General features: G+C 35.8%; 24 protein-coding genes and 1 tRNA gene. 22 read left to right on the plus strand and 3 right to left on the minus strand.

The features are described from left to right. Nucleotides 1-4: 4 nt before the first annotated feature. Nucleotides 5-649 (minus strand): PAQR family membrane homeostasis protein TrhA, encoded by a 645-nt coding sequence (gene trhA, locus GW534_RS09595; RefSeq protein ID WP_161920818.1) that lies wholly within the window; start codon nucleotides 647-649, stop codon nucleotides 5-7. A 260-nt stretch (nucleotides 650-909) separates the two neighbouring features. Between trhA and hprK the strand changes: the two genes are divergently transcribed. The 11 genes from hprK to GW534_RS09650 all read left to right on the plus strand — a co-directional run bounded on the left by hprK (nucleotide 910) and on the right by GW534_RS09650 (nucleotide 11,964). Next, nucleotides 910-1,839 (plus strand): HPr(Ser) kinase/phosphatase, encoded by a 930-nt coding sequence (gene hprK, locus GW534_RS09600; protein ID WP_161920796.1) that lies wholly within the window; start codon nucleotides 910-912, stop codon nucleotides 1,837-1,839. Nucleotides 1,840-2,012: 173 nt separating this feature from the next. Continuing rightward, nucleotides 2,013-2,828 (plus strand): prolipoprotein diacylglyceryl transferase, encoded by an 816-nt coding sequence (gene lgt, locus GW534_RS09605; RefSeq protein WP_161920797.1) that lies wholly within the window; start codon nucleotides 2,013-2,015, stop codon nucleotides 2,826-2,828. A gap of 1,386 nt (nucleotides 2,829-4,214) precedes the next feature. Beyond that, the gene (ppaX, locus tag GW534_RS09610) at nucleotides 4,215-4,880 is read left to right on the plus strand and encodes a pyrophosphatase PpaX (RefSeq protein WP_161920798.1); all 666 of its coding nucleotides are present in this window, start codon (nucleotides 4,215-4,217) and stop codon (nucleotides 4,878-4,880) included. Further along, a complete protein-coding gene (locus tag GW534_RS09615; protein ID WP_161920799.1) occupies nucleotides 4,867-5,394 on the plus strand; it encodes an acyltransferase in 528 nt (175 codons plus the stop codon). Before ppaX ends, GW534_RS09615 begins: the two co-directional genes overlap by 14 nt. 319 nt (nucleotides 5,395-5,713) lie before the next feature. Then, complete coding sequence (locus tag GW534_RS16790; protein WP_161920800.1) at nucleotides 5,714-6,718, plus strand: tetratricopeptide repeat protein; 1,005 nt, start codon at nucleotides 5,714-5,716, stop codon at nucleotides 6,716-6,718. Nucleotides 6,719-6,825: 107 nt separating this feature from the next. Next, on the plus strand, nucleotides 6,826-7,782 hold the full coding sequence (gene trxB, locus GW534_RS09625; RefSeq protein ID WP_161920801.1) for a thioredoxin-disulfide reductase: 957 nt from the start codon (nucleotides 6,826-6,828) through the stop codon (nucleotides 7,780-7,782). Between the two features lie 469 nt (nucleotides 7,783-8,251). Beyond that, the gene (locus tag GW534_RS09630) at nucleotides 8,252-8,707 is read left to right on the plus strand and encodes an NUDIX hydrolase (protein WP_161920802.1); all 456 of its coding nucleotides are present in this window, start codon (nucleotides 8,252-8,254) and stop codon (nucleotides 8,705-8,707) included. Nucleotides 8,708-8,761: 54 nt separating this feature from the next. Continuing rightward, nucleotides 8,762-9,649 carry an RNase adapter RapZ gene (gene rapZ / locus GW534_RS09635; RefSeq protein ID WP_161920803.1) on the plus strand — a complete coding sequence of 296 codons (888 nt, stop codon included), beginning with the start codon at nucleotides 8,762-8,764 and terminating at the stop codon, nucleotides 9,647-9,649. Next, nucleotides 9,649-10,620 (plus strand): gluconeogenesis factor YvcK family protein, encoded by a 972-nt coding sequence (locus tag GW534_RS09640; RefSeq protein WP_161920819.1) that lies wholly within the window; start codon nucleotides 9,649-9,651, stop codon nucleotides 10,618-10,620. The genes rapZ and GW534_RS09640 overlap by 1 nt, the downstream gene beginning before the upstream one ends. A 20-nt stretch (nucleotides 10,621-10,640) precedes the next feature. Further along, nucleotides 10,641-11,585, plus strand: a complete 945-nt coding sequence (gene whiA, locus GW534_RS09645; RefSeq protein WP_161920804.1) for a DNA-binding protein WhiA — start codon at nucleotides 10,641-10,643, stop codon at nucleotides 11,583-11,585. Between the two features lie 121 nt (nucleotides 11,586-11,706). Further along, the gene (locus tag GW534_RS09650) at nucleotides 11,707-11,964 is read left to right on the plus strand and encodes an HPr family phosphocarrier protein (RefSeq protein ID WP_161920805.1); all 258 of its coding nucleotides are present in this window, start codon (nucleotides 11,707-11,709) and stop codon (nucleotides 11,962-11,964) included. A gap of 111 nt (nucleotides 11,965-12,075) precedes the next feature. Here the strand turns inward: GW534_RS09650 and clpP are convergent, their stop codons facing one another. Then, nucleotides 12,076-12,675: an ATP-dependent Clp endopeptidase proteolytic subunit ClpP gene (clpP, locus tag GW534_RS09655; RefSeq protein ID WP_161920806.1), complete on the minus strand. Its 600-nt coding sequence runs from the start codon at nucleotides 12,673-12,675 to the stop codon at nucleotides 12,076-12,078. Nucleotides 12,676-13,208: 533 nt separating this feature from the next. Next, nucleotides 13,209-13,280 (minus strand) — tRNA-Arg (locus GW534_RS09660). A 234-nt stretch (nucleotides 13,281-13,514) separates the two neighbouring features. Between GW534_RS09660 and rpoN the strand changes: the two genes are divergently transcribed. From rpoN to GW534_RS09715, 11 genes are all read left to right on the plus strand, one after another. Next, nucleotides 13,515-14,843, plus strand: coding sequence for an RNA polymerase factor sigma-54 (gene rpoN / locus GW534_RS09665; RefSeq protein ID WP_161920807.1), 1,329 nt, complete (start codon nucleotides 13,515-13,517; stop codon nucleotides 14,841-14,843). A 51-nt stretch (nucleotides 14,844-14,894) separates the two neighbouring features. Next, nucleotides 14,895-15,158, plus strand: coding sequence for a glutaredoxin family protein (locus tag GW534_RS09670; RefSeq protein WP_161920808.1), 264 nt, complete (start codon nucleotides 14,895-14,897; stop codon nucleotides 15,156-15,158). A 190-nt stretch (nucleotides 15,159-15,348) separates the two neighbouring features. Further along, the gene (locus GW534_RS09675; protein ID WP_161920809.1) at nucleotides 15,349-16,374 is read left to right on the plus strand and encodes a sugar-binding transcriptional regulator; all 1,026 of its coding nucleotides are present in this window, start codon (nucleotides 15,349-15,351) and stop codon (nucleotides 16,372-16,374) included. 44 nt (nucleotides 16,375-16,418) lie between these two features. Continuing rightward, the gene (gap, locus tag GW534_RS09680) at nucleotides 16,419-17,432 is read left to right on the plus strand and encodes a type I glyceraldehyde-3-phosphate dehydrogenase (protein WP_161920810.1); all 1,014 of its coding nucleotides are present in this window, start codon (nucleotides 16,419-16,421) and stop codon (nucleotides 17,430-17,432) included. Nucleotides 17,433-17,612: 180 nt separating this feature from the next. Beyond that, nucleotides 17,613-18,797 carry a phosphoglycerate kinase gene (locus GW534_RS09685; RefSeq protein ID WP_161920811.1) on the plus strand — a complete coding sequence of 395 codons (1,185 nt, stop codon included), beginning with the start codon at nucleotides 17,613-17,615 and terminating at the stop codon, nucleotides 18,795-18,797. A 67-nt stretch (nucleotides 18,798-18,864) separates the two neighbouring features. Next, nucleotides 18,865-19,623, plus strand: a complete 759-nt coding sequence (gene tpiA / locus GW534_RS09690; protein ID WP_161920812.1) for a triose-phosphate isomerase — start codon at nucleotides 18,865-18,867, stop codon at nucleotides 19,621-19,623. Beyond that, entirely contained in the window at nucleotides 19,620-21,158 is a 1,539-nt protein-coding gene (gene gpmI / locus GW534_RS09695; protein WP_161920813.1) for a 2,3-bisphosphoglycerate-independent phosphoglycerate mutase, read from the plus strand. Before tpiA ends, gpmI begins: the two co-directional genes overlap by 4 nt. 50 nt (nucleotides 21,159-21,208) lie before the next feature. Next, entirely contained in the window at nucleotides 21,209-22,501 is a 1,293-nt protein-coding gene (gene eno, locus GW534_RS09700) for a phosphopyruvate hydratase (RefSeq protein ID WP_161920814.1), read from the plus strand. A 230-nt stretch (nucleotides 22,502-22,731) separates the two neighbouring features. Next, entirely contained in the window at nucleotides 22,732-24,270 is a 1,539-nt protein-coding gene (locus tag GW534_RS09705) for a spore germination protein (RefSeq protein ID WP_161920815.1), read from the plus strand. Nucleotides 24,271-24,281: 11 nt separating this feature from the next. Then, nucleotides 24,282-25,385, plus strand: coding sequence for a GerAB/ArcD/ProY family transporter (locus GW534_RS09710; RefSeq protein WP_161920816.1), 1,104 nt, complete (start codon nucleotides 24,282-24,284; stop codon nucleotides 25,383-25,385). Nucleotides 25,386-25,437: 52 nt separating this feature from the next. Further along, nucleotides 25,438-26,451: a Ger(x)C family spore germination protein gene (locus tag GW534_RS09715; RefSeq protein WP_246204058.1), complete on the plus strand. Its 1,014-nt coding sequence runs from the start codon at nucleotides 25,438-25,440 to the stop codon at nucleotides 26,449-26,451. Nucleotides 26,452-26,957 lie beyond the last annotated feature (506 nt).

The raw sequence follows: 26,957 nt of genomic DNA on the forward strand, positions 1-26,957 counted from the left end.
CTAATTAATAAGGAAGCAAGTACAGTAAGACAGAGAAAAAGTGCAAAATACTCCCCACTAATACAAATATATGCCAAATCGCATGATGATATTTAAATCCTCTCCATACATAGAAAATCGCTCCTACGGTGTAGCATAAACCACCAATCACTAACAACGTTAATCCGCCTGATGCTAAGTTTTCCGTTAAAGGCTTCCACACGAATACGACTAACCATCCCATGATGACGTAAAGTAAGGTCGATAAGAATAAAAACTTACGAACGAAAAATACTTTAAAGATAGTACCTCCAATAGCAAGTCCCCATACGATTCCGAATAAAGTCCAGCCTTCCCAACCTTGCACAGCAATAAATAGGAAAGGGGTATAGGACCCAGCTATAAAATAATAAATCGCTGAATGGTCTAAAATCTCAAACACATTCTTTGCTTTTCCCTTTGGAAGTGCGTGTAGAAAGGTGGAGGATGTATATAAAAAGACCATTGTAGAACCAAATAATGTAAAACTAACAATATGCCAAGCGTTCCCGTATAGAGATGAAAATACAATTAGTAAGACGAGAGATGCGATGCTTATTAAAATTCCGATTCCGTGCGTAATGGAGTTTGCTATTTCTTCTCCTTTTGTGAATGTATGTGTGTTTGCCATTTTCATCATTCCTTTTAAACGTTTCTTTTCTTTTTTCATGTGTTCTTTAATCATACTTGATTTGGTCATGAAATTGTATGAATAAATAATGGAATTGACTACCTTAAATATATAATGTTTTTAAAAAGAAGAAAACATTAACGGTAGAGATATTATTTTATTAAAATTCTTACTACATTTTATTGAATTCTTTGGTTTCGTACGGAAAGATGGTAGAATGAAAAAGAAATGATTACCCGATGTAAGTGAGGGAAGAGATTATGTCAAAAGTGACAATTAAAGATATACTAAAAAAGTTTAATTTAGAACTAATTAGTGGTGAAGAAGGAATTGATCGACCAGTTACAACAAGTGACCTATCAAGACCCGGATTGGAAATGGCTGGATTTTTTGATTATTATCCACAAGAACGTATCCAATTGTTAGGAATGACGGAATTAACCTTTTTAGAAAAATTAAATGACGAAGATCGAAAAAATCGCCTGCAACGACTTTGTACAGATATCACACCGGGCATTATTATTACAAGAGGTTTGGAAGTTCCAGAAGAATTAATTGAAGCATCTGAACGGGAATCTGTACCTGTCATGCGTACGAAATTGACTACAACGAGAATGGTTAGTCATCTGACGAACTACCTAGAATTACAATTAGCTCCTACAGTTGCAGTTCACGGTGTCCTTGTCGATGTTTATGGTGTCGGGGTGTTAATCACGGGTCAAAGTGGTGTTGGTAAAAGTGAAACGGCTTTAGAGTTAGTAAAACGAGGTCATCGCCTTGTCGCCGATGATTGTGTTGAAATTCGTCAAGAAGATCAAGATACATTGGTTGGTAACTCCCCTGCTTTAATTGAACATTTACTGGAAATCCGTGGTTTAGGGATTATTAATGTGATGACATTATTCGGAGCCGGAGCGGTTCGTTCTTATAAACGAATTACGATGTGTGTCAATTTAGAAACATGGGATAAGAACAAGCAATATGATCGCTTAGGTTTAGATGAAGAAAAAATGAAAATTTTCGATGTGGAAATTCCGAAGTATACGATTCCGGTTCGTCCAGGAAGAAACTTAGCGGTTATTATTGAAGTAGCTGCCATGAACTATCGTTTAAAACGGATGGGTGTAAATACCGCACAAGAATTCACAACAAGACTAGAGGAAACAATTCGGGATCGAGACGATGATTAAAGGATTAATAGCAGAGACTAAAAAAGTAGAAAAGGTTTCTGCTATTTTTTTATATATAAATTGGCGAACGAATCCATACGCTAATTTGTAGGAGTATTCTTGATTTAAAAAAACAGCATTATTTGCTACAATGAACTTGTTTATTTTTTATATTTGAGGAGGCGAAAGAAACGATGCTCTATAATATTACGCCTTTAGATCGAGTTGCTTTTGAGATATTTGGCTACCCAGTTTATTGGTATGGAGTAATTATCGCAGCAGGAATTGTTGTTGCATACTTATTAGCTACAAGGGAAGGGAAGAAACGTGGTCTTCCTGATGATACATTTGCTGATTTATTAATTTTTGCGATACCTATTTCGATTATTTGTGCAAGAATTTATTACGTTATGTTTGAATGGGAGTATTATGCACAAAACCCAATTAAAGTTTTTGCAATTAATGAAGGTGGCATAGCTATTCATGGTGCTTTAATTGGAGCAGTGTTAACGGCAATAGTCTTTTGCCGCGTGAAAAAAATCTCCTTCTGGAAAGTAGCTGATATAGCTGCCCCAAGTATTATTATTGCTCAAGCAATTGGACGTTGGGGAAACTTTATGAACCAAGAGGCCCATGGCGGTCCAGTTACCCGTGAGTTTTTAGAAGGCTTGTTTTTACCAGAATTTATCATTAATCAAATGTACATAGATGGACAATACTATCATCCTACATTCTTATATGAGTCACTTTGGAATATTGCTGGATTTGTTATTTTGATTTTATTAAGACGAATAGCGGTGAAACGAGGCGAAATCTTCCTATCCTATGCGATTTGGTATTCTGCGGGACGTTTTTGGATCGAAGGTTTACGGACCGATAGTTTATACTTATGGAGTACGGATATTCGCATCGCACAATTAGTTTCTGTTGTTACTATTGTTGTGGCGCTTGTTTTAATTATTTATCGTCGGAAAAAAGTGAAGGACTTGCCGCTTTATAAAGAGGCGTAGTTAGTGGGAGTGGGATGATCTCGTAGACAAAAATGAGCTGCAAAGTTGGCTGAAGTGTCTCCGATGGTGGTTGTCGCGGACAAAATGGGTTGGAAAATGTCCTGAAATGTCCTCGAGACAGGTTGTCGGTGACAAAATGAGTTGAGAGAAGGCCTGAAATGTCCCCGAGACAGGTTCTCATGGACAAAATGAGTTGAGAGAAGGCATGAAATGTCCTCGAGAGTGGTTCTCGGTGACAAAATGAGTTGAGAGAAGGCATGAAATGTCCTCGAGACAGGTTCTCGGTGACAAAATGAGTTGAGAGAAGTCTTGAAATGTCCTCGAGACAGGTTCTCGGTGACAAAATGAGTTGTGAGAAGTCTTGAAATGTCCCCGAGACAGGTTCTCGGTGACAAAATGAGTTGAGAGAAGGCCTGAAATGTCCCCGAGACAGGTTCTCGGTGACAAAATGAGTTGAGAGAAGGCCTGAAATGTCCTCGAGAATGGTTCTCGGTGACAAAATGAGTTGTGAGAAGTCTTGAAATGTCCTCGAGAGTGGTTCTCGGTGACAAAATGAGTTGAGAGAAGGCATGAAATGTCCCCGAGACAGGTTCTCATGGACAAAATGAGTTGAGAGAAGTCTTGAAATGTCCTCGAGACAGGTTCTCGGTGACAAAATGAGTTGAGAGAAGGCCTGAAATGTCCCCGAGACAGGTTCTCGGTGACAAAATGAGTTGAGAGAAGGCATGAAATGTCCTCGAGAGTGGTTCTCGGTGACAAAATGAGTTGAGAGAAGGCCTGAAATGTCCCCGAGACAGGTTGTCGGTGACAAAATGAGTTGTGAGAAGTCTTGAAATGTCCTCGAGACAGGTTGTCGGTGACAAAATGAGTTGAGAGAAGGCCTGAAATGTCCTCGAGACAGGTTGTCGGTGACAAAATGAGTTGAGAGAAGGCATGAAATGTCCCCGAGACAGGTTCTCGGTGACAAAATGGGTTGAGAGAAGGCATGAAATGTCCTCGAGACAGGTTGTCGCGGACAAAATAAGCGGGAAAAGAGCTTGAAATGTCCTCGAGAGTGGTTCTCGGTGACAAAATGAGTTGTGAGAAGTCTTGAAATGTCCTCGAGACAGGTTCTCGGTGACAAAATGAGTTGAGAGAAGGCCTGAAATGTCCTCGAGATCGGTTCTCATGGACAAAAAGAGTAAAAAAACTATATGTAATGTCTTTTTGAGGTTTCAAAAGGACGAAGCGGATTAAAAGTCAGCTTGAAATGTCTTTTACTGAGCTCAAAAAGGACTAAGTGCGTTGATCACCAGCTACCAGCTCGAACTTTCTTTTAACAATATGCTATATCCACAAGCAATCAATCCCGATTCTTCTCGAAAAAACAAAGAAAGGACCGAAACAATGCAAAGTAAAGTAGACACAATACTATTTGACCTAGATGGAACGTTATTGAATACATACGAACTGATTCTTCAATCATTTTTAGCAACGTTTAAACATTTTGGTTACAATCACATAACTAGGGAAGATTGTATTCCTTTTATCGGACCGACATTAGAAGAATCTTTTGCATCAGTTGCACCGAAAAGCCAAGTTGCAGAGATGATTGCATACTATCGAAAATTTAACGTAGCAAATCATGATGATCTCGTTACTGAATTTGATGGTGTGGACGAAGCGGTAAAAGCTTTACATGAAGCAGGCTACAAACTTGCGATTGTTTCCACAAAAGTAAGAGATACGGTTTTAAAAGGACTAGATAAAATCAATCTACGTCAATATTTCCCTGTCATTATTACGTTAGATGAGGTGAAACATGCTAAGCCACATCCTGAACCACTAAATTTAGCGATGGAGCTTCTTCAATCTAGACCAGAACAGACAATAATGGTTGGAGATTCTAATCATGATATCGAAGGTGCAAAAAATGCGGGTACCTTATCTGCAGGTGTTGCTTGGTCGATTAAAGGAAGAGACTTTATTGAAAAACTAGAACCGGATTACATTTTAGATAATATGAAAGATTTATTGCCGATTGTCGGAGTGAAGGAATATGCGAAGAACTGAACGGTATCCAGTCAAAGGACCGAATTCTTTATGGCAAATATATAAGACGGTACCCTTTTGGAAAATAGTTAAAAACGTAATTGTCATTGAAATTGCTCGTTTTACTCCTTTTTATAAGTGGAAAAATTGGATGTACCGAAAATTATTAAAAATGCAAGTGGGCGATAAGACTGCTTTTGCGTATAAAGTCGTTCCGGATATTATGTTTCCTGAAATGATTTCTGTTGGTCGTAATTCTATCATCGGCTATAATACAACAATTCTCGCCCATGAATATTTAATTAATGAATATCGTCTCGGTGAAGTGAAAATCGGTGACAATGTAATGATTGGTGCGAATTCAACTATTTTGCCTGGAGTTGAAATTGGTGATGGTGCAGTTGTATCAGCAGGGACGCTCGTCCATAAAGATGTTCCAGCTGGTGCAATGGCTGGTGGGAATCCGATGAGAATCATTTACACAAAGGAAGAAATGGAAGAACGAAAGAGAAAAGAGTCTATTAAAAATACATAAGGTTTCATTTGAAAACATTAAAACTTGCATCACAATTTCAAGTGTGACAAAAATTACCAAATTCATGAATCAATTAAATGCTAAACCCAAGTATGCTTGGGTTTTATTTTTTACAAAAAACAAGTGTTGTTCTCATTAAGTCTGCTATTCTTTTTGTTATCAAAGTGTGTTAAAATGTAAAATTGTACTACAATGTCAAAATAGTATAGTTATATAATTATAATAAGAAATCAATAAAATTTTTTCGTTATATAAACGGTTAATAATACAGAAATAGTAATTTATTGAATTTAAAAAAAATAGCAGTGGAGGATCATTTGTGAAAAATCATATGGGGAATAATCATTTACACAATAAAATATTGACTTTCAATCCTTCCGGCGAATTCTACTTTTTGAGAGGAATCGAAGCATTTCAAAAAAACAATTTAGCTTTATCTAAAAAGTATTTGACACGGGCTTGGCAATTCGAACCTAATGAACCAGTCATTGCTTGCCAATTAGCAATTGTACATTCTGAACTTGGTGAGTATGACCGTTCCAATGAAATCTTATATAAAGTGCTACATGAAATTGAACCATATATGTATGAATGTCATTATTTTCTAGCCAATAATTATGCGTACATCGGCATGTATAATGAAGCTGTAGAACATGCGAACATGTATTTAAAACTAATGCCGAATGGTGAGTATGCTGAAGATGTGAGAGAATTGTTGGACATTATCTCCTTTGAAGCAGACAATTTAAAAACATCCATACTAACGATGGATGAACCGTATGAAGAAGAAATTATTACGAGACAAGAACAGGCGAAAAAGCTATTAGAACAAGGTAAGTTTGATGATGCAATTGAAAGATTCAACGATATGATCGTGGATTTCCCAGATTATTGGCCTGCATACAATAATTTAGCTTTAGCCCATTTTTATAAAGGTGAAAAGGAAGAAGCACTTAAAATTGTAGCTAAAGTTTTAGATGAAAATCCTGGTAACTTACACGCATTATGTAATCTCACCGTATTTTATTATTATGAAGGAAAAGATTATAAGCCGTTATTAAATTCGTTGAAAAAAATCTTTCCGATATCAGCGGATCATCGCTTTAAATTGGCTGTTACCTTTGTAATTTTAAAACAGTATGAAGAGGCCTATGCATGGTTTAAAAAAATGCTTATTCATGACCAAATTGATTCGAGTTTTTACTATTGGTTTGCTTATGCGGCGTATTTTGTCGGTAAAGAACAACTTGCTGAAAAAGCTTGGAAAAAGTTAATGTTGGTTCAACCTGAAAAAGAAGGTATGGAACCTTGGAAACATAGTTAATTTATACAAAGACAACCTAAGTTACATTGTTCGAGGCTTTTTATTTATATAGTTTAACCTTTAAAGGTTATAATATAGTTAGCATGAACATTTGAGGAGTGAAGACAATGTCTGAAGAAAAAATTTATGATGTTGCCATTATCGGTGCCGGTCCTGCCGGTATGACAGCGGCAGTATACACATCACGAGCAAATTTATCTACATTAATGATTGAACGTGGTGTTCCTGGTGGTCAAATGGTGAACACTGGCGATATCGAAAACTATCCTGGTTATGACTTAATTCAAGGTCCTGAATTATCAAATAAAATGTTTGACCATGCGAAAAAATTTGGTGCTGAATACGCATATGGTGATATTAAAGAAGTTGTGGACGGTAAAGAATATAAAGTAATAAAAGCAGGTAACAAGGAATTTAAAGCTAGAGCAATTATTATTGCCACTGGTGCCGAATATAAAAAATTAGGTGTACCAGGTGAAGCGGAACTTAGTGGTCGCGGTGTTTCTTATTGTGCAGTGTGTGACGGAGCATTCTTTAAAAACCGTGAACTAGTTGTTGTTGGTGGTGGAGATTCTGCGGTTGAAGAAGGTGTTTACTTAACTCGTTTTGCAGATAAGGTAACAATTGTTCACCGTCGTGACCAATTACGGGCACAAAAAATATTACAAGATCGTGCTTTTGCTAATGAAAAGGTTGATTTTATCTGGAACCACACAGTTAAAGAAATCAACGGTAAAGATGGAAAAGTAGATAGTGTTACGTTAGTAAGCACTGTTGACGGAACGGAACAAGAATTCGCTTGCGACGGAGTCTTCGTTTATATCGGAATGGTACCATTAACAAAACCATTCGAACACTTAGGAATTACAAATGAATCAGGCTATATCGTAACGAATGAATTAATGGAAACAAAGGTTCCTGGTATTTTCGCTGCGGGAGACGTTCGTGAAAAACAACTTCGCCAAATTGTTACAGCAACTGGTGACGGTAGTATTGCAGCTCAAAGTGCTCAACATTATGTTGAACAATTGTTAGAAGAATTAAAAGCAGCTGAAGTAAAATAAAATTATAGCTGTCCATTATGGGGCAGCTTATTTTTTTAAATAAATAAACTGTTTGAAAATCGTTCTGGTTTACAAACAATTTGTGAAACGTAACTCTTGCTTAACGCTGTTGTAACAATTGTGCAATAAAAATTGAGTAATATAATAATTAGAAAATACCCCCTTTAAAATAATTAGTTTGTTTTGCACAGGGAACCGCCCTGTGTTTTTTTTATTTGCTAAATTTCAGCATGGTTTTTTAAAAAGCTAGCTGATTATAAAGGGCATCCGATCAATTATAATCATCTTAAAATCCCCCCTTTTTTTCCAAAAGTTACATAATGAATTTTTACCCAATTTCTTTCATGTTACAAAAAGACAAGGTATAGTATATAATTGAGTTATAATTTATTTTAAAATGAACTTTTTATTATGATCACTCATTTAATAAAATGAGTTGAACTTTTTGTTCAAACTTTGAGGTGGTAACATGCAAAGGGTAGCAAATTGTATATATGTAAAAGATGGTCAAGTTTTATTATTACAAAAGCCTCGTCGTGGTTGGTGGGCAATTCCAGGTGGAAAAATGGAACCAACAGAAACGGTAAAACAGGCTGTTTCTCGAGAGTATTGGGAAGAAACAGGAATTGAAATAAAAAATCCCCAGTTAAAAGGAATTTATACCTTTTTAATGAAAAATGATGAGGGACAAATTCGCGAATGGATGATGTTTAACTTCTTTACTAATAATGGAGAAGGAAATCAAAAGGAAGTCACTGACGAAGGAATATTAAAGTGGCATCCAATTGATCAAATTGAACAATTACCAATGGCTGAAGGTGACCGCTTTATTATCCAGCATGCAATTGAAGGTAGAGACGTTGCCTTTGGTGCGTTTAATTATACCGAAGACTTCCAACTTCTTTCATATAAAATTGATAAATAGAATATATAAACGTTTTGAAAAAATCTTTTAAGAGCTTAGGATGGTGGTAACGAAATGGAATATTCACATGAATTACAAATAGCAATAATAACAGGGATGAGTGGGGCTGGAAAAACAGTTGCCATTCAAAGTTTTGAAGACCTTGGTTTTTTTTGTGTCGATAATTTACCACCGATGTTATTACCGAAATTTTTAGAATTAATGCGTGAATCGAATAGTAAAATGAATCGAGTTGCTTTAGTAATGGACTTACGTGGTCGTGAGTTTTTCGATCAGTTATTCCAAGTACTCGATGATTTAGAAAATACTTCTTGGTTAACTCCTCACATCGTCTTTTTAGATGCGGATAATGAAACATTAGTTAGAAGATATAAAGAAACTCGTCGTTCCCACCCTCTATCTAAGAATGGTCTACTTCTTGATGGAATCCAACAGGAACGTAAATTGTTAGAAACTTTAAAAGGTCGAGCTCAAACTATAATTAATACTTCCAATTTAAAGCCAAAAGAATTAAGAGAAAAAATTCAAACAGAGTTTTCCAATAGTAAAACAAAATTATTTACTGTAAATATTGTCTCTTTCGGATTTAAGCATGGTATTCCGATTGATGCTGACCTTGTATTTGATGTTCGTTTCTTGCCGAATCCATTTTACATTGAGTCCATGCGCAAACAAACAGGGTTAAATAAAGAAGTTTATGACTATGTTATGAAGTGGACGGATACAACGAAGTTTTTAGAAAAATTGACAGATTTACTGCAATATATGTTACCGTTATACAAACGAGAAGGAAAAAGTCAATTAGTCGTGGCGATAGGATGTACAGGAGGACAGCATCGCTCTGTAGCGATTGCGGAATATTTAGGGGAAAAGTTTAAGGAAGAATACTATGTACGTGTTTCCCATCGTGAAATAACTATGGAAAGGGTTCAGGTAAAATGATTAAACGTCAACCGAGAATCGTCATTATTGGGGGAGGAACAGGACTCCCAGTTTTATTACGTGGAATCAAGAAATACCCAGTAGATATTACAGCAATCGTTACAGTAGCAGATGATGGTGGTAGTTCTGGAAGACTGCGGGAAGATCTCCACATCCCACCACCGGGAGATGTCCGAAATGTACTAGCTGCTTTATCTGAAGTTGAGCCTTTAATAGAAGAATTATTTCAACACCGTTTTGATGCGAAAGGGGATTTGTTCGGTCATTCTCTAGGAAATTTAATGTTGGCCGCAATGACAAATATAACTGGGAATTTTGCCCATGCGATTCATGAAATGAGTCGAGTGTTAAATGTGAAAGGTCGTGTACTTCCGTCTGCGAATCAAAGTGTTGTTTTACATGCCGAAATGGAAGATGGTCACATCGTTCATGGAGAATCTTTAATTCCAAAGTATGGAAAGAGAATCAAACGTGTATTTATAACACCTGAAGATGTATTACCATTACCAGAAACTTTACAAGCAATTAAAGAGGCGGATTTAATTGTTATCGGACCAGGCTCACTATATACTAGCATTTTACCGAATTTGATTGTCCCTCATATATCGGAAGCGGTGACAAAGGCAAAAGCGAAAAAAGTGTACATTTGTAATTTAATGACGCAAAAAGGTGAAACTTTTGGCTATACAGCTAGTGATCATGTGCGGGCAATATTTGATCATACAGAACCCCAATCTATTCAAAAAATTATTGTAAACAATGGGTCAATTCCGAAAGACGTAAAATTACGTTATAAAGGTGAATTAGCAACACCAGTCGTAATTGATACTAAGGAATTAAAAAGTTTAGGTTTAGAAATTATTGCTGATTCCATTGTGAAGATGGAAGATGGTGTTTTACGACATGATACGCATAAAATAGCGAGGTTAATTTATGAATTAACTTTAAATGAGATAAAAAAGGCGATGTGACCGAGTAGGAGGTGAAGGAATTGTCGTTTGCTTCGGATATAAAAAAGGAATTAACGAACCTCCCACTAGACAATGAATGTTGCGCAAAAGCTGAATTATCGGCAATCATCCGGATGAACGGTTCGATTTCCTTTACCAATAAACGAATTGTTGTTGATGTACAAACGGAAAATGCGGCCATTGCCCGTCGGATTTATTCTTTAATAAAAATGCTGTACGAGGCAGAAGTAGAAATTTTTGTGCGGAAAAAAATGCGTTTAAAGAAAAACAATGTTTATATCGTTCGACTTGTAGAACGGGTGAAAGATATTTTAGCGGATTTAAAAATTGTCAGTGCGGAATATAGTTTTAGTAATGTCATTGCACCGGAACTAATTAAAGAAAGTTGTTGTCAACGTGCCTACTTAAGGGGAGCGTTTTTAGCCGGAGGGTCTGTGAACAACCCGGAAACCTCTTCGTACCATTTAGAAATATATACGCTTTATAAAGAACATGGAGAGGCTCTAGTTAACCTATTAGATGAATTTGAACTAAACGGTAAACTATTAGAGAGAAAAAAAGGGTTTATCGTATATATGAAGGAAGCGGAGAAGATATCTGATTTCTTAAATATCGTAGAAGCCCATCAAGCATTACTCCGATTTGAAGATATTCGTATTGTTCGCGATATGCGAAACTCTGTCAACCGTTTAGTTAATTGTGAGACAGCGAATTTAAATAAAACAATTGGAGCAGCAATTCGTCAAGTAGAAAATATAAAGTATATTGATAAAACAATTGGCTTAGAAGCCTTACCTGTAAAACTTCAAGAAATCGCGAAGCTCCGTTTGGAATATCAAGATGTTACGCTGAAAGAGTTAGGAGAAATGGTTTCTGGCGGAATTAGTAAGTCTGGGATTAATCACCGATTAAGGAAAATTGATGAAATTGCGAATAAACTTCGTGCAGGTGAATCAGTTAAGTGATTTTTTAGCTATAAAATTTAAAAATTTCCATTTTTACCTTTAAATCGTTTATACTAAAAGGAATAGGATAGTTTTATAGAATAATAATTATATGTAATTTGTTCAAGGGGGGAGGATTCAGATGGTAGAAAAACAAGTAACAGTTCAGTTGAAACCTGGTTTACAGGCTCGCCCTGCAGCATTATTCGTACAAACCGCTAACTCCTTTTTATCGGAAGTATTTTTAGAATATGAAGGGCGTAAAATTAATGCGAAAAGTATTATGGGGATTATGAGCTTGGCGATTGGAAGCGGGAAATCTGTTACGATATATGCAGAAGGAAGCGACGAGGAACGCGCGGTTGAAGAATTAAGTCGATTTCTTGAAAAAGAAGAGTAAAGTAAACAATCGGAAGCGTTTCCAATCACTGTAATATATAAACAAATTTTAAGGAGCCGTTACAAGGATATTCTTGTAAAACGACTCCTTTTTTGTTATGCGGAATTACATTTATTTTTCTTCTTTTAAGTTGTTACGATCGATAATCGCATCGATTAAACCGTAGTCTTTTGCTTCTTGTGCAGACATGAAGTTATCACGATCCGTATCTTTTTCAATAACTTCAATTGGTTGACCAGTGTTTGCTGCTAAAATTTTATTTAATTTATCACGTGTTTTTAAAATATGTCTAGCATGAATTTCGATTTCTGTAGCCTGACCTTGAGCACCACCTAATGGTTGGTGAATCATTACTTCGGCGTTTGGAAGTGCGAAACGTTTTCCTTTTGCACCAGAAGAAAGTAAGAATGCACCCATTGAAGCAGCCATACCGATACAAATTGTTTGGACGTCTGCTTTTACAAAGTTCATTGTGTCGTAGATTGCCATCCCGGCTGTTACGCTTCCCCCTGGACTGTTAATGTATAGGGAAATATCTTTCTCTGGGTTTTCAGCATCAAGGAATAAAAGCTGTGCTACTACGGAGTTGGCCACAGTATCATCAATTGGGCCACCAAGCATTATAATACGGTCTTTTAATAAACGGGAGTAAATATCATAGGCGCGTTCACCACGGTTCGTTTGTTCAATTACTGTAGGAATTAAAGTCATCCGATTTTCCTCCTTTAAAATATGTAATAACGGCTCTAATTGAAATTGTGATTATACGTAATGAAATAATTTGTCAAACACGAAATAGAGCCAAATTTAGTTGTGCGTAACGATTATGTAAGTTCATTCTACACAAAAGGTCAAAAAAGGTCAAATAATAAGAGTTGAGGTTATCTCTTTTAGTGAGCGTGAATACATCAACCAATTATTACCGAAATTGTGGATTTTAAACCTTTTGTACATTTATTATAGCCCTTTTAATGATGAAGTGGAAACTTTTTCTAGTTAATTTCAAATGAAAATCATTTGTTGTTTCAGTGTTCAAAAAACTTAATTATGTTTGTTGAAAATATTTTTTCATAAGTAACGGAAAAATGCAATTAAAAAATTCGAATCTTCTGTCATTTGTAGGTCTAATCATGCATGTTTTAAAAATACATTGATAATAAATGGAAAGCATTAGCATTATAAGCGGATTTACTAATAGACAAAAAAAGCTAACGTTAATCGTTAGCTTTTAAGAAAAGAAGTAGCGCCCTCGGCAGGAATCGAACCCACATTTCAAGAACCGGAATCTTGCGTGATATCCATTACACTACGAGGGCATATATTTTTGAATGACATTTTTCATTATAAAACATTCTGCTTTGTTTTGCAATAAAATTGTAGCCGTTCTATTTTGGTTTGCGTGTGTCATTATTTTAGAAAAAGATATTGGTCAAGATTTATAAATTGGTGAAGAAAAGATTGAGAATAAATAGAAAAGTTTTTACGACAGATAAATAAAATGGTTTAAAATTTTCTGATAAGCAATTACAATATAATAAAGGAGGAAGACTATGGATATGAATTACGGGTTGTTTCAAGAGCAGACGTTAAAGTTAAATATGACGCAAAGTTTGGCACAAGCAATATCCATACTCCAATTAAACACAATGGAGCTAACTTCGTTTGTTGAGGAAATCGCCATGGAAAATCCATTATTGGAAGTAGAGACAAATTTTTATTCGCCAATAGATTACAGACGGACAAAGAAGAAGCGTAAAAAAAATCTGGATGAAAAACAATCCTTTGAAGCTTTTTTACCTAATAAGAAACAAAATTTGTATGAATATTTACAAATGCAAACGATTACCTTTAACTTGACAGACCAAGAGAGAAGGTATTTAGACTTTCTTATATACAATATTAATGAAAGCGGTTACCTTGAGATCGATTTAGAAGATGCATCAAAAATGTTGAGTTTACCGATAGAAATGGGAAAGAAAACGTTGAATATCATTCATGAATTGGATCCGCCAGGGATTGGTGCTCGTAATTTACAAGAATGTTTATTGCTTCAACTAGAAAGTAAAAATCAGCTGACATTAAAGTATCGCTATATTTTAACGAAATACTTTCAAGATTTTGCAGATAAAAAATGGAAAAAAATTGAAGGTGATTTAAATATATCATTAGAAGAAATACAATATTTATATGATATAATTCAAACTTTGAATCCTCGTCCAGGACTTTTATATTCAAATGAAAAAACCGAGTATGCTGTTCCAGATATTATTTTAGAAAAAGATTCCGACGGTTGGCATATTCAAATTGTTGAGGATTTATTTTTAGAAGTTCGTTTTAATGACCAATATTATACAGAGTTAATTAAAGAGCAAGATTCTAAAACGATTGAATTTGCAAAAGATAAATATCGACAAATTCAATGGTTAAAAAATAGTATTGAACAAAGGAAAAATACGATATTAAAAATAGTAAATGTCATTTTAAAAAAGCAAGAAAACTATTTTCAAAATGTGAAAGCCTCTTTAAAGCCGATGACGATGGCGGAAATTTCCGAGGAGATTGGTGTTCATGAATCAACCGTTTCTCGTGCCGTGAGAAATAAATATATTAAAACGCCATCTGGTGTACATGCGTTACGGAATTTGTTTACAAGTCAGCTTTCAACAAATACGGGGTCGAAAAGTTTATCTTCTGAAGCGGTTAAAAAAGAAATTCAAGCGATCATTGATCAAGAAGATAAAACAAAACCGTATTCCGATAATGCGATTGTATCAATTTTGAAAAATAAAGGAATCAACATTTCTCGCAGAACAATTACAAAGTATCGGGAGTCAATGAATATCCCGTCATCATTAAAAAGAAAACGGTATACTGTTTAAATTAAGGAAAGTAGCAAAGTAAAAGATGTTGGAATAAGGAAGGGTTTCGAAATGTTACAATTAAATTTTTATACAAGGAAAGGTTGTCAATTATGTGATGAGGCTTTACTTCTATTAAAAGTATTTCAGTCTACCTTCCCCTTTACGATTAATCAAATTGATATTGAAACGGATGAACGATTAATTGAAAAGTATGGATTATCAATTCCAGTTATCGAATATAATGGGGAAGTGATTCAAGAGGGGAAAATTGACGAAACAGAATTTACTTTATTTTTACAAAACAAATTGGGGAAAAATGGTTGCACTTTGTGAAGTTCTTTGCTATCCTAAAAGTGTAGTTAAGAACTCTTTTTTTTTAGAAGCGGTGGGACATAATTTTAAGTCGCGGGACAAAATACGACCCAACCATAAAAGGGATAAATGAATATTTTTTTACCGATGGTGGGATGTTAATTGTACTCCCGGGTTAAAAATGACCAACGGGGATATGGGGGCATTAGATATGGGTAAGTCTTTAATTGACATTCAAAAAATAATCGTACCCGATATTATGGAAATTATGCAAAAGCGTTTTCGTATTTTGCAAAACATTCAATTTTTACAACCGGTTGGTCGAAGGAGTTTGTCTCAAAATCTGAATATGACGGAAAGAGTTTTAAGAAGTGAAATTGACTTTTTAAAGTCAAGAAATTTAGTTTCTGTAACAAATACAGGAATGAGTTTAACTGAAGAGGGAAAAATAATTCTGGAAGATTTAGAGCACATTATGAAGGAGTTCTCAGGAATTTCTAGTTTAGAAATGGAACTCACCAATAAACTAGGAATTAAAGGATGTATCATTGTTCCTGGTAATGCGGATGAATCCGAGTGGGTTAAATCTGAACTTGGGAAAATGGGAGCTGAGCAACTTTCTAAAATTGTTCAGCCAAAACAAACCATTAGTGTTACTGGCGGAACTACTATAGCAAGTGTTGCGGAAGCATTACCTGAGAATCTCAAAAATAAAGAATTATTGTTTGTTCCTGCTCGTGGTGGTATTGGTGCAGATTTGCAATATCAAGCAAATAGCTTGTGTCAGATTATGGCGAAGAAAACCGCGGGAGATTATATGGTGCTCTACGTTCCTGATCAGGTTACGAAAGAATTATATCATTCCTTTATTAATGATTCGTCAATTCGAGAAGTTTTGTTAAAAATAAAAAGTTCAGACGTAGTTATTCACGGTATTGGCGATGCCATTACGATGGCGAAAAGAAGAAACACATCGCAATTCGAGATGGATATCTTATTGGAGCAGCAGGCTGTTGCAGAAGCATTTGGCTATTACTTCGATGAAAATGGCAAGGAAGTAAATAAAGTAAATACAATTGGTTTACAACTCGAGGATTTACAACATATACCTCATATTATTGCAATTGCCGGTGGTGTTTCAAAAGCAAAGGCGATTAAAGCATATATGAAAATTGCTCCTAAAAATACCATACTTGTAACCGATGAAAGTGCAGCGAAATTGATATTAAAAGGGTAATCCTTTTAAAAATATAAACTTTACTCTTTAAGGAGGAATTTATAATGACAGTTAAAGTGGGAATTAATGGATTTGGACGTATTGGACGTAACGTATTACGTGCAGCGTTAGAGAAAAATACAAAAGAAATTGAAATCGTAGCAATTAACGACTTAACAAATGCAGAAATGCTAGCTCATTTATTAAAATATGACTCTGTACATGGTAACCTGAAAGAAGAAGTACGTGTAGATGGAGAGTACATCGTTGTAGGTGACATGAAAGTTAAAGTATTAGCAGAACGTGATCCAGCTCAATTACCATGGGGCGAACTAGGTGTTGACATCGTTGTTGAATCAACAGGTCGTTTCACAGCACGTGAAGATGCTGCTAAACATTTAGAAGCTGGTGCGAAAAAAGTAATTATTTCAGCTCCTGCTAAAAACGAAGATATTACAGTTGTTATGGGTGTTAACGAAGATAAATATGATCCAGCAAACCATCATGTTATTTCAAACGCTTCTTGTACAACAAACTGCTTAGCACCATTTGCAAAAGTTTTACATGATAAATTCGGTATCCGCCGCGGTATGATGACAACTATTCACTCATATACAAATGACCAACAAATTTTAGACTTACCACATAAAGACTACCGTCGTGCTCGTGCAGCTGCAGAAAACATGATTCCAACAACAACTGGTGCGGCAAAAGCTGTAGCATTAGTATTACCTGAGTTAAAAGGTAAATTAAACGGTATGGCTATCCGCGTTCCAACTCCAAACGTATCTGTAGTAGACTTAGTTGCTGAATTAGATAAAGAAGTTACAGCAGAAGAAGTGAATGCAGTATTAAAAGAAGCAGCTGAAGGAGAACTAAAAGGAATCTTATCATATACAGAAGAACCACTAGTATCTCGTGACTTCAACCATACAACAGCATCTTCAACAATTGATGCATTATCAACTATGGTTATGGAAGGAAATATGGTAAAAGTTCTTTCTTGGTATGACAACGAATATGGTTACTCTAACCGTGTTGTAGATCTTTGTGAATATATTGCAAAAAAAGGTCTTTAATCTAAAGTGACATATTAATTTCATAAAAGTGTTATATTATTTTTAGAATGTGAGATTGCATCCAATGCAATCTAATATATAATATAGATGTACCTTTTTAAAAGGAGGGAGTGGGGAAACACGATTCCCTCTCCCTTTTTCTTTTAGCTTACAACCATTCATGCCAAGGAGGATTCATACATGCCTAAGAAAACGGTAAGAGACGTTGATGTAAAAGGAAAAAGAGTGTTTGTTCGTGTCGATTTTAATGTGCCGATGCAAGATGGAAAAATAACCGATGACACTAGAATCCGTGCAGCATTGCCTACAATTCAATATTTAAGTGAACAAGGTGCTAAAGTTATTTTAGCAAGCCACCTTGGCCGTCCAAAAGGACAAGTTGTTGAAGAACTGCGTTTAACAGCTGCTGGTGAACGTTTATCTGAATTAATTGGAAAGCCAGTCCGTAAAACTGATGAGGCCTTTGGAGAAACTGTTAAAGCTGAAATTGCCGAAATGGAAGACGGCGACATTTTACTTTTAGAAAATGTTCGTTTCTATCCTGGTGAGACTAAAAATGATCCAGAGCTAGCGAAAAGCTTCGCTGACCTTGCAGATATTTATGTGAACGATGCTTTTGGAGCTGCCCATCGTGCCCATGCATCTACTGCAGGAATTGCTGAACACTTACCAGCTGTTTCTGGTTTCCTAATGGAAAAAGAACTTGAAGTATTAGGAAGTGCAATGGAAAATCCAAAACGTCCATTTACTGCAATTATCGGTGGTGCAAAAGTTAAAGATAAAATTGGCGTCATTGAAAACTTATTAGAGAAAGCCGACAACCTTATTATTGGTGGAGGACTTGCTTATACCTTTGTTAAAGCACAAGGATATGAAATCGGTAAGTCTTTACTCGAGGAAGATAAAATTGAATTAGCGAAAGAATTCATGGCGAAAGCGAAAGAAAAAGGCGTTAACTTCTACATGCCTGTTGATGCGGTTGTTGCGAAGGAATTCGCTGAAGATGCTGAATCAAAAATAGTTGATATTAAAGAAATCCCATCGGATTGGGAAGCTTTAGATATTGGCCCGAAAACAAGAGAATTATATGCAGATATTGTAAAAAATTCTGCATTAGTGATTTGGAACGGACCAATGGGTGTATTTGAATTTGACAAATTTGCTGAAGGAACAAAAGCTGTCGCTCAAGCCCTTGCCGATGCTGAAAATACATATACAATTATCGGTGGTGGTGACTCAGCAGCTGCTGCAGAAAAATTCAAATTAGCAGATAAAATGGATCACATTTCAACAGGTGGTGGAGCTTCCCTAGAGTTTATTGAAGGAAAAGTTCTACCTGGTGTCGCTGCTTTAAATGATAAATAATTTCTTAGATCGTCAGACGATATTCAAACAAGCTTAACAAAAAATGTTTAGTAAGGGGAACTGTCTTATGCGTAAACCAATTATTGCAGGAAACTGGAAAATGAACAAAACTTTGCAAGAAGCAGTTCGTTTTGTAAATGAAGTGAAGTCAACTGTACCGAATGGTGAAGTTGTAGAATCTGTTGTCTGTGCACCAGCGTTATTTTTAGACCGTTTAATTCAAGAGACTAAAGGAACGGATTTGAAAATTGGTGCACAAACGATGCATTTTGAAGAGTCTGGTGCTTTTACAGGTGAGATTAGTCCTGTTGCGTTAACAGATCTTGGGGTAAAATATGTCATTATCGGTCACTCTGAACGACGTGAAATGTTTAATGAAACCGATGAGACAGTGAATAAAAAGGTTCATGCAGCATTTAAACATGATTTAACGCCGATTATGTGTGTTGGTGAAACTCTAGAGCAACGCGAATCAGACAAATGGCGTGAAATCATTCATGAACAAGTAACAGCTGGACTTTCCGGATTGTCAAGTGAACAAGTAGCAAAAATGGTTATTGCTTACGAACCAGTATGGGCTATCGGTACTGGCAAAACGGCAAGCAGTGATGATGCAAATGAAGTTTGTGAATATATTCGTTCTGTTGTTGCGGAACAGTTTTCTCAAGAAGCAGCAGAACAATTGCGAATTCAATATGGTGGTAGTGTGAAACCAGCCAACATTGCTGAATTATTGAGTAAACCTCATATTGATGGTGCTTTAGTTGGTGGTGCCAGCTTAGATCCACAATCATTTCTTCAATTATTGGAGGCAGGAAAAAAATGAGTAAATCACCAAAGGCCTTAATCATCCTTGATGGTTTTGGTTTGAGAGATAAAGTAGAAGGAAATGCAGTTGCACAAGCGAAAAAACCGAATTTTGATCGTTATTGGAATGAGTTTCCTCATGCAACATTGCGGGCTGATGGTGAAGCGGTAGGACTTCCTGAAGGACAAATGGGAAATTCGGAAGTAGGCCACTTAAATATTGGTGCCGGTCGCATCGTTTATCAAAGCTTAACTAGAGTAAATCTGTCCATTCGCGAAGGTGAATTCGATAAAAATGAAACTTTCTTAAATGCGATTCAACATGTGAAAGATAAAGGATCGAATTTACACATTTTCGGTTTACTATCCGATGGTGGTGTTCATTCTCATATTCATCACTTATATGCTTTGTTACATTTAGCGAAAAAACAAGGTCTAAAAAATGTCTATGTACACGGGTTTTTAGATGGACGTGATGTAGGACCACAAACGGCTAAACGCTATATTCAAGAAACATTGGAAAAAATGGACGAATATGGTGTTGGTCAATTTGCGACGATCTCTGGTCGTTACTATGCAATGGACCGTGATAAACGTTGGGATCGTGTTGAAAAGTGTTATCGTGCTATGGTATATGGTGAAGGACCAACATATACAGATCCACTTGAATTAGTAGAGGACAGTTATAAAAATGGGATCTATGATGAGTTCGTTATTCCATCGGTCCTTGTAAAAGAAAATGGTGAACCGGTGGCAACGGTGAAAAATAACGATGCTGTTATTTTTTACAACTTCCGTCCAGACCGGGCCATTCAAATTTCTAATACGTTTACGAATAAAGAATTCCCTTCCTTTGATCGCGGACCGAAACATCCTGAAAACTTATATTTCGTATGTCTAACGCATTTTAGTGAAACAGTTGACGGGTATGTTGCTTTTGAACCGACGAATTTAGACAATGTTCTAGGTGAAGTTCTATCTCGTAACGGTTTAAAACAATTGCGAATTGCGGAAACAGAAAAATATCCACATGTTACGTTCTTCTTTAATGGTGGAAAGGAAGATCCATTCCCAGGAGAAGATCGAATTTTAATTGATTCACCAAAAGATGTAGCAACATATGATGAAAAGCCAGAAATGAGTGCTTATGAAGTGACAGATGCCTTAATCAATGCCATCAATGAGGATAAATATGATGCGATCATCTTGAATTTTGCGAATCCAGATATGGTTGGGCATTCAGGTATGTTAGAACCAACCATTAAAGCTGTTGAAGCGGTGGATGAATGTTTAGGTCGAATTGTCGATCGGATTCTAGAAAAAGACGGTGAAGTAATTATTATTGCCGATCATGGTAATGCAGATGAAGTCATTACAGAAGATGGAAAACCGCAAACCGCTCATACAACCAATCCAGTTCCAGTGATTGTAACGCGAAAAGGTATTACGTTACGAAAAGATGGTATATTAGGTGATGTGTCACCAACTATGCTTGATTTGTTTGGAATTGAACAACCTAAAGAAATGACAGGAAAATCTTTAATTGTAAAATAAATCTTATGTCATGTAATTAACGATATAAAAACATAAAGGAGAGATATTTTATGCCAACAATTATCGATGTTTATGCACGTGAAGTACTAGATTCCCGTGGTAACCCAACAGTAGAAGTAGAAGTAACAACAGAATCAGGTGCCTTTGGTCGCGCTTTAGTACCAAGTGGTGCATCAACAGGTGAATACGAAGCAGTAGAACTTCGTGATGGTGATAAAAGCCGTTTCTTAGGTAAAGGTGTATTAAAAGCAGTTGAAAACGTGAATGAAGTGATTGCACCAGAAATCATCGGTTTCAACGTGTTAGACCAAGTAGGAATCGATAAAGCAATGATTGAACTTGATGGAACACCAAACAAAGGTAAATTAGGTGCGAACGCTATTTTAGGTGTTTCTATCGCTGTTGCGCGTGCAGCTGCAGATTTACTTGGTGTTGAACTTTATCAATATCTTGGCGGTTTCAATGCAAAACAATTACCAGTTCCAATGATGAACATTTTAAACGGCGGAGCACATGCTGATAGTACTGTTGATATTCAAGAATTCATGGTTATGCCTGTAGGTGCTGAAAACTTCCGTGAAGCATTACGTATGGGTGCAGAAATCTTCCATAACTTACGTAAAGTTTTACAAGATAAAGGTTACAACACTGCTGTTGGTGACGAAGGTGGATTCGCACCAAGCCTAAAATCAAATGAAGAAGCACTAGCAACGATTGTTGAAGCTATTGAAAAAGCGGGTTACAAACCGGGTGAAGAAGTTTTACTTGCAATGGACGTAGCTTCTTCTGAACTCTTTAATAAAGAAGACGGAAAATATCACTTCCCAGGTGAAGGTGTAGTTCGTACTTCTGAAGAAATGGTGGCTTTCTATGAAGAGCTTTGTAACAAATATCCAATCATTTCCATTGAAGATGGATTAGATGAAAACGACTGGGAAGGTCACAAACTACTCACTGACCGTTTAGGTAAAAAAGTTCAATTAGTAGGTGACGATTTATTCGTTACTAATACTGAAAAATTAGCACAAGGTATTGCACAAGGTGTAGGTAACTCCATCTTAATTAAAGTTAACCAAATCGGTACATTGACAGAAACATTCGATGCGATTGAAATGGCAAAACGTGCAGGATATACTGCCGTTATTTCTCACCGTTCTGGTGAAACTGAAGATACAACGATTGCAGATATCGCTGTTGCGACAAACGCTGGTCAAATTAAAACAGGTGCACCATCTCGTACAGACCGTGTAGCGAAATATAACCAATTACTACGTATTGAAGATCAATTAGCCGATACTGCACAATACTTAGGAAAAAATACGTTCTATAATCTTTCAAAATAAATGGTATGATTCAAAAAGGCAGATCCCATAGTAGTGGGGTCTGTTTTTTGAATGTTAGATTTTTTTATCTTATATATAGTGTTAAATCCCTAGTATTATGATAAACCTGTTCTGTGCCCCAAACTCTTCGAAGTCGACTCCCTCCATAAATGATTCTTCAATTGTTTTGGATAAAATCCCCATGGTAGGTAATACTAAACATGATCATAGTCAACAAGGGGATTACAACGATGATTAATTTTTTTAAGAAAAAGAATAAGCCGACTAAACAAAAGGATACTAAAGGTATTACAAAGGAACCACAAAAAGAAATAAAAAGCCCAAAAACAACAGTAGATTTTCTAAGGGAATCCAATGATTTTAAAGTTGTAGAATATAAAAACAAAAAAACGGGGATTACCTTTCAATTAACTTTTGTGATGTCACTAATAGATGAAAAAATCATGCAAGAAAGTGCAATTTCATATTTATTAGAAGAAAACTTCAGTCAAATTGAAGATCTTCCTCACCTTTTACCGATCAGTGATATGGAGATAACAACGGACCTTTCTCAACTTGAACCAAAGCTTTTAAATGGCTATGTATTATTGACGGTAGAAAATAAAATGGACAAAGTTTGTTTCTTTGCGGCTCAAAAGCATGTGACGAGAGATATAACCATACCGGAAATAGAATTTAGTGTCGTTGGTCCGAAGGAATCTTTTGTAGAAGCGCTTAGTGAAAATTTAAATCTTGTCAGGAAAAAATTACCTATTAAAGAACTGATCATAGAGGAATTTGAAGTTGGACAGCTTTCTAAAACGAAAGTGGCTGTTTTATATCTTGAAGGTATTACTAATGAAGAGGATGTAAATACGATTAAACAACGCATTTCCGATATTGAAATTGATGCGATTTTAGATAGCTCATATATTGGTCAAATCATTAGCGACAGCACTTATTCACTTATTCCGCAAAATTTAGATACGGAACGACCAGATCGGACAATTGCTGGTTTAATAGAAGGGAAAGTGGTTGTGATCGTTGATGGATCGCCACATGCTTTATTAGCGCCGACAACGGTTATTGAGTTTTTTAGTTCCTTTGAGGACTATTTCTTGAATTGGTTGACTTCTTCGTTTTTTCGACTGCTCCGCGTTTTTGCAGTCGTGTTCTCTATATTAATGACACCAATACATGTAGCGATACTGACCTATCATTATGAATTAATTCCTGAAGATTTAATGGGAATTTTATATACATCACGGACGGCCATTCCATTTCCTCCTTTGTTAGAGGCATTGTTCCTTGAACTTACGATTGAGCTTTTGCGGGAAGCAGGAGCGAGACTACCAACGAAAGTCGGACAAACGATCGGTATCGTTGGCGGTATCGTGATTGGTACAGCAAGTGTTGAAGCAGGATTAACAAGTAACGTTTTATTAATTTTAATAGGATTAACCGCTCTTGCTTCTTTCACGACACCAATTTATCGGATGAATAATACGATCCGTATTTACCGTTACCCATTTTTACTGTTAGCCCAGCTATGGGGATTGTTAGGAATTACTTTTGGTGTTTGCTTATTAGTAGCCGAATTATTGCGTACAACATCGCTCGGACGTCCAATCTTGACTCCGTTTTATCCATTGCGTGTAGAGGATTTTAAAGATTCCTTCATACGTTTGCCTTTTAATAGACAATCCAAACGTCCCTATAGCTTAAGAAGCCAAAATAAAAAACGTTTCAGCAAAGATAAAGCAAACGAAAAGAAAGATGTCGATGAATAGGGGGGATTCCTGTGAAGCTGAATGTGCCGGAAAATCGAAAAATAGCCCCCTTCTACATATTTTATATTGTCACATCAGCACAAATTGGTATGGGGGTGTTGGGCTTTCAAAGAATCATTGCAAAAGATGCCGGAGCCGATGGTTGGATATCGGTTATTGTAGGTGGAATTATAATACAAATATTGATGTTTATGATTTACCAAATTTTAAACAAAGTTAATGGCGATTGGTATGACATTCACGCATATATATTTGGAGAAAAATTAAGTAAAGTGTTTTCTTTATTGCTAGTTATATACGCATGCTTCAAGACGATAACAGTTATAAGAGGTTATATTGAAATTGTACAAGTATGGATGTTCCCGGGGTTTAGTTCATTTTGGTTTGGATTAGCCTTTTTGCTTCTAGTAGTTTACGTTATCAATGGTGGATTTCGAACGGTTGTCGGTATAAATGTTTTTTCTATGATCATACTTTTTTTAATCATACCTTTATATTTGTATACAGTCCCTTATGCAAATCCTTCTTTTTTAAGTCCAGTATTTGGCCATTCAGTAGGTGAAATATTTAACGGTGTGAAGGGAATGTCATATTCGTATACGGGATATGAAATTTTGTTATTTGTTTATCCTTTTCTTCAAGAACCCGCAAAATCGAGAAAATGGGCATATTTAGGCTTACTATTTACGACATGTTTCTATTTATATTTAGCTTTATTAACTTTTATGTATTATCCAGAAGAAGTGCTCGATTCATTAATATGGGCAAGTTTATATATGTGGAAAATTATTGAAATGCCTTTTGTAGAACGGTTTGATTATATCGGTATCGCGACATGGTTTATCGTATTACTCCCCAACGTTTGTTTATATCTTTGGGTAGCAGGGCAAATGGTTAAAAGAAGTTTTGCTATTCGGCTAAGAACTTCCGTACCAATTATTGCCGGTCTTTGTTTGATCGTCCTTCCTTTATTAGAAAACCGTACACAAATTCATGGTTTTATCGATTTTACCGCCCAAATTGGGATGTATTTAAATGCCATCTATATTCCGTTCATATTTATCTGCGTCTTCATTGCTTGGAAGGTGAAAAATCGTGAGAAAAAAAGTAATTAATTTAATCTTTCTTTTTTGTAGTTGTTTGGTACTCACCGGTTGTGTAGAAACAATGATTTTAGATGAGTTAACGTTGGTTACTGCTATGGGATTTGATATAAATGAGAACGGAGATAAAATTATTGGGACAGTCAATGTACCGATTTTTCAGAAAGATGAACCGCCAAGAAATAAAGTCATATCTGGCCAAGCGGAATTGCAGAAATCAATACTTCAAATTATGCAAGAAAGTTCCGCCGATCAAATCGCCATGGGAAGTTTAGAAGTATTGTTATTTGGTAAAGAATTAACGAAGAAAATGGGGATTTTAGATTTAATTGATCCGATTACAAGAGATCCAAGGATTGGAACCGCCATGAAATTGGCAGTTGTAGACGGGGAAGTAAAAGATCTTTTAAATGGTAATTATGGTGAACGTGGAAATGCCTTTTTTATTTCAAACTCAATCGATACCGCTGTAGAACATGGGAACTTACCAATGACGAATTTTCATCGGTTTTTAATAGACTTTTACAGCCAAGGTAAAACCCCTTATGTTCCGATCATAAGGAAAGAAAGTGAGAAAGAACTTAAAATAATTGGTGTTGGTTTTTTTAGATATGGAAAGTTAGTGCATCAAATTTCAATGGAAGAAGCTTTTTTTTTCAAATTGTTAGCCGATAAACACAATGCTGGCTTGCAAGATATTGAAATTGATGGACAGAAGGCAGCCATTCAAAATATTCTTTCGAAGCGTGAGTTTCATCTGACTGAAGCTTCCCCTCCTTATGAAGTAACAGTAAAAATTGACCTACATGGTGTTGTTAATGAATATACAGGTGATATCGTTAAAGATAAAACGTTTAAAAAGCTTGAGAAGAAATTTGAAGAAGAAATAAATAAAAGAGGCTTAGAACTAGTTAACAAATTTAAGGAACTCGATATCGATCCGATTGGTTTTGGTAGAGTAATTAAGTCAAAAAATCGAGATTTTGATTATGATAAATGGCGGGATGAATATTATGAGGACTTAAAAGTAAAGATTGATGTAAATGTAGATATTAATGAAGTTGGTATTGTTGAATAAGAAACATTTTGTCCAACACTCGTCTTTCAAGTGAAGGAAAAATTTTTGTAAATCCCATATCGAAATTGAAAGTTAGGATAAAAGTGGGAAAGAAGTGCACTAGCCATAATTCTGCTGGCATATTGCACTTCTTTTTTAGTTCAGCTTGAGATGAAATAAAGTAATCCCTTTGTGTTAATATGAAATTGTTAACAAACAGGATGTATTCAAAAATTTTCAAAGAAATTGTTGAAGTTATGCATCATGATTATGCCGGCTATATTGACAAAATCGGGTGGGACAGACCAAACGATTATAAGAAACGAATTCGGAATTTAAAACGGAACAATTCGCTCAGTACCACTTTATTGTCTGAGATTGTTAATGGTTATTTACTAGATTTTAAAGATCCTCATGTTTATTTTAATCGCAACGTTATGATCTCGAGTTGCTCTTGTTATATATCTTGAAAAATAACGATTTTTTATTGAAGTGTTTTGATGGTGTATCACTTTGTTGCGAAGGTA

The sequence above is a fragment of the Pallidibacillus pasinlerensis genome, assembly GCF_009996845.1.
In the GTDB taxonomy this organism is placed as follows: domain Bacteria; phylum Bacillota; class Bacilli; order Bacillales; family Caldibacillaceae; genus Pallidibacillus; species Pallidibacillus pasinlerensis.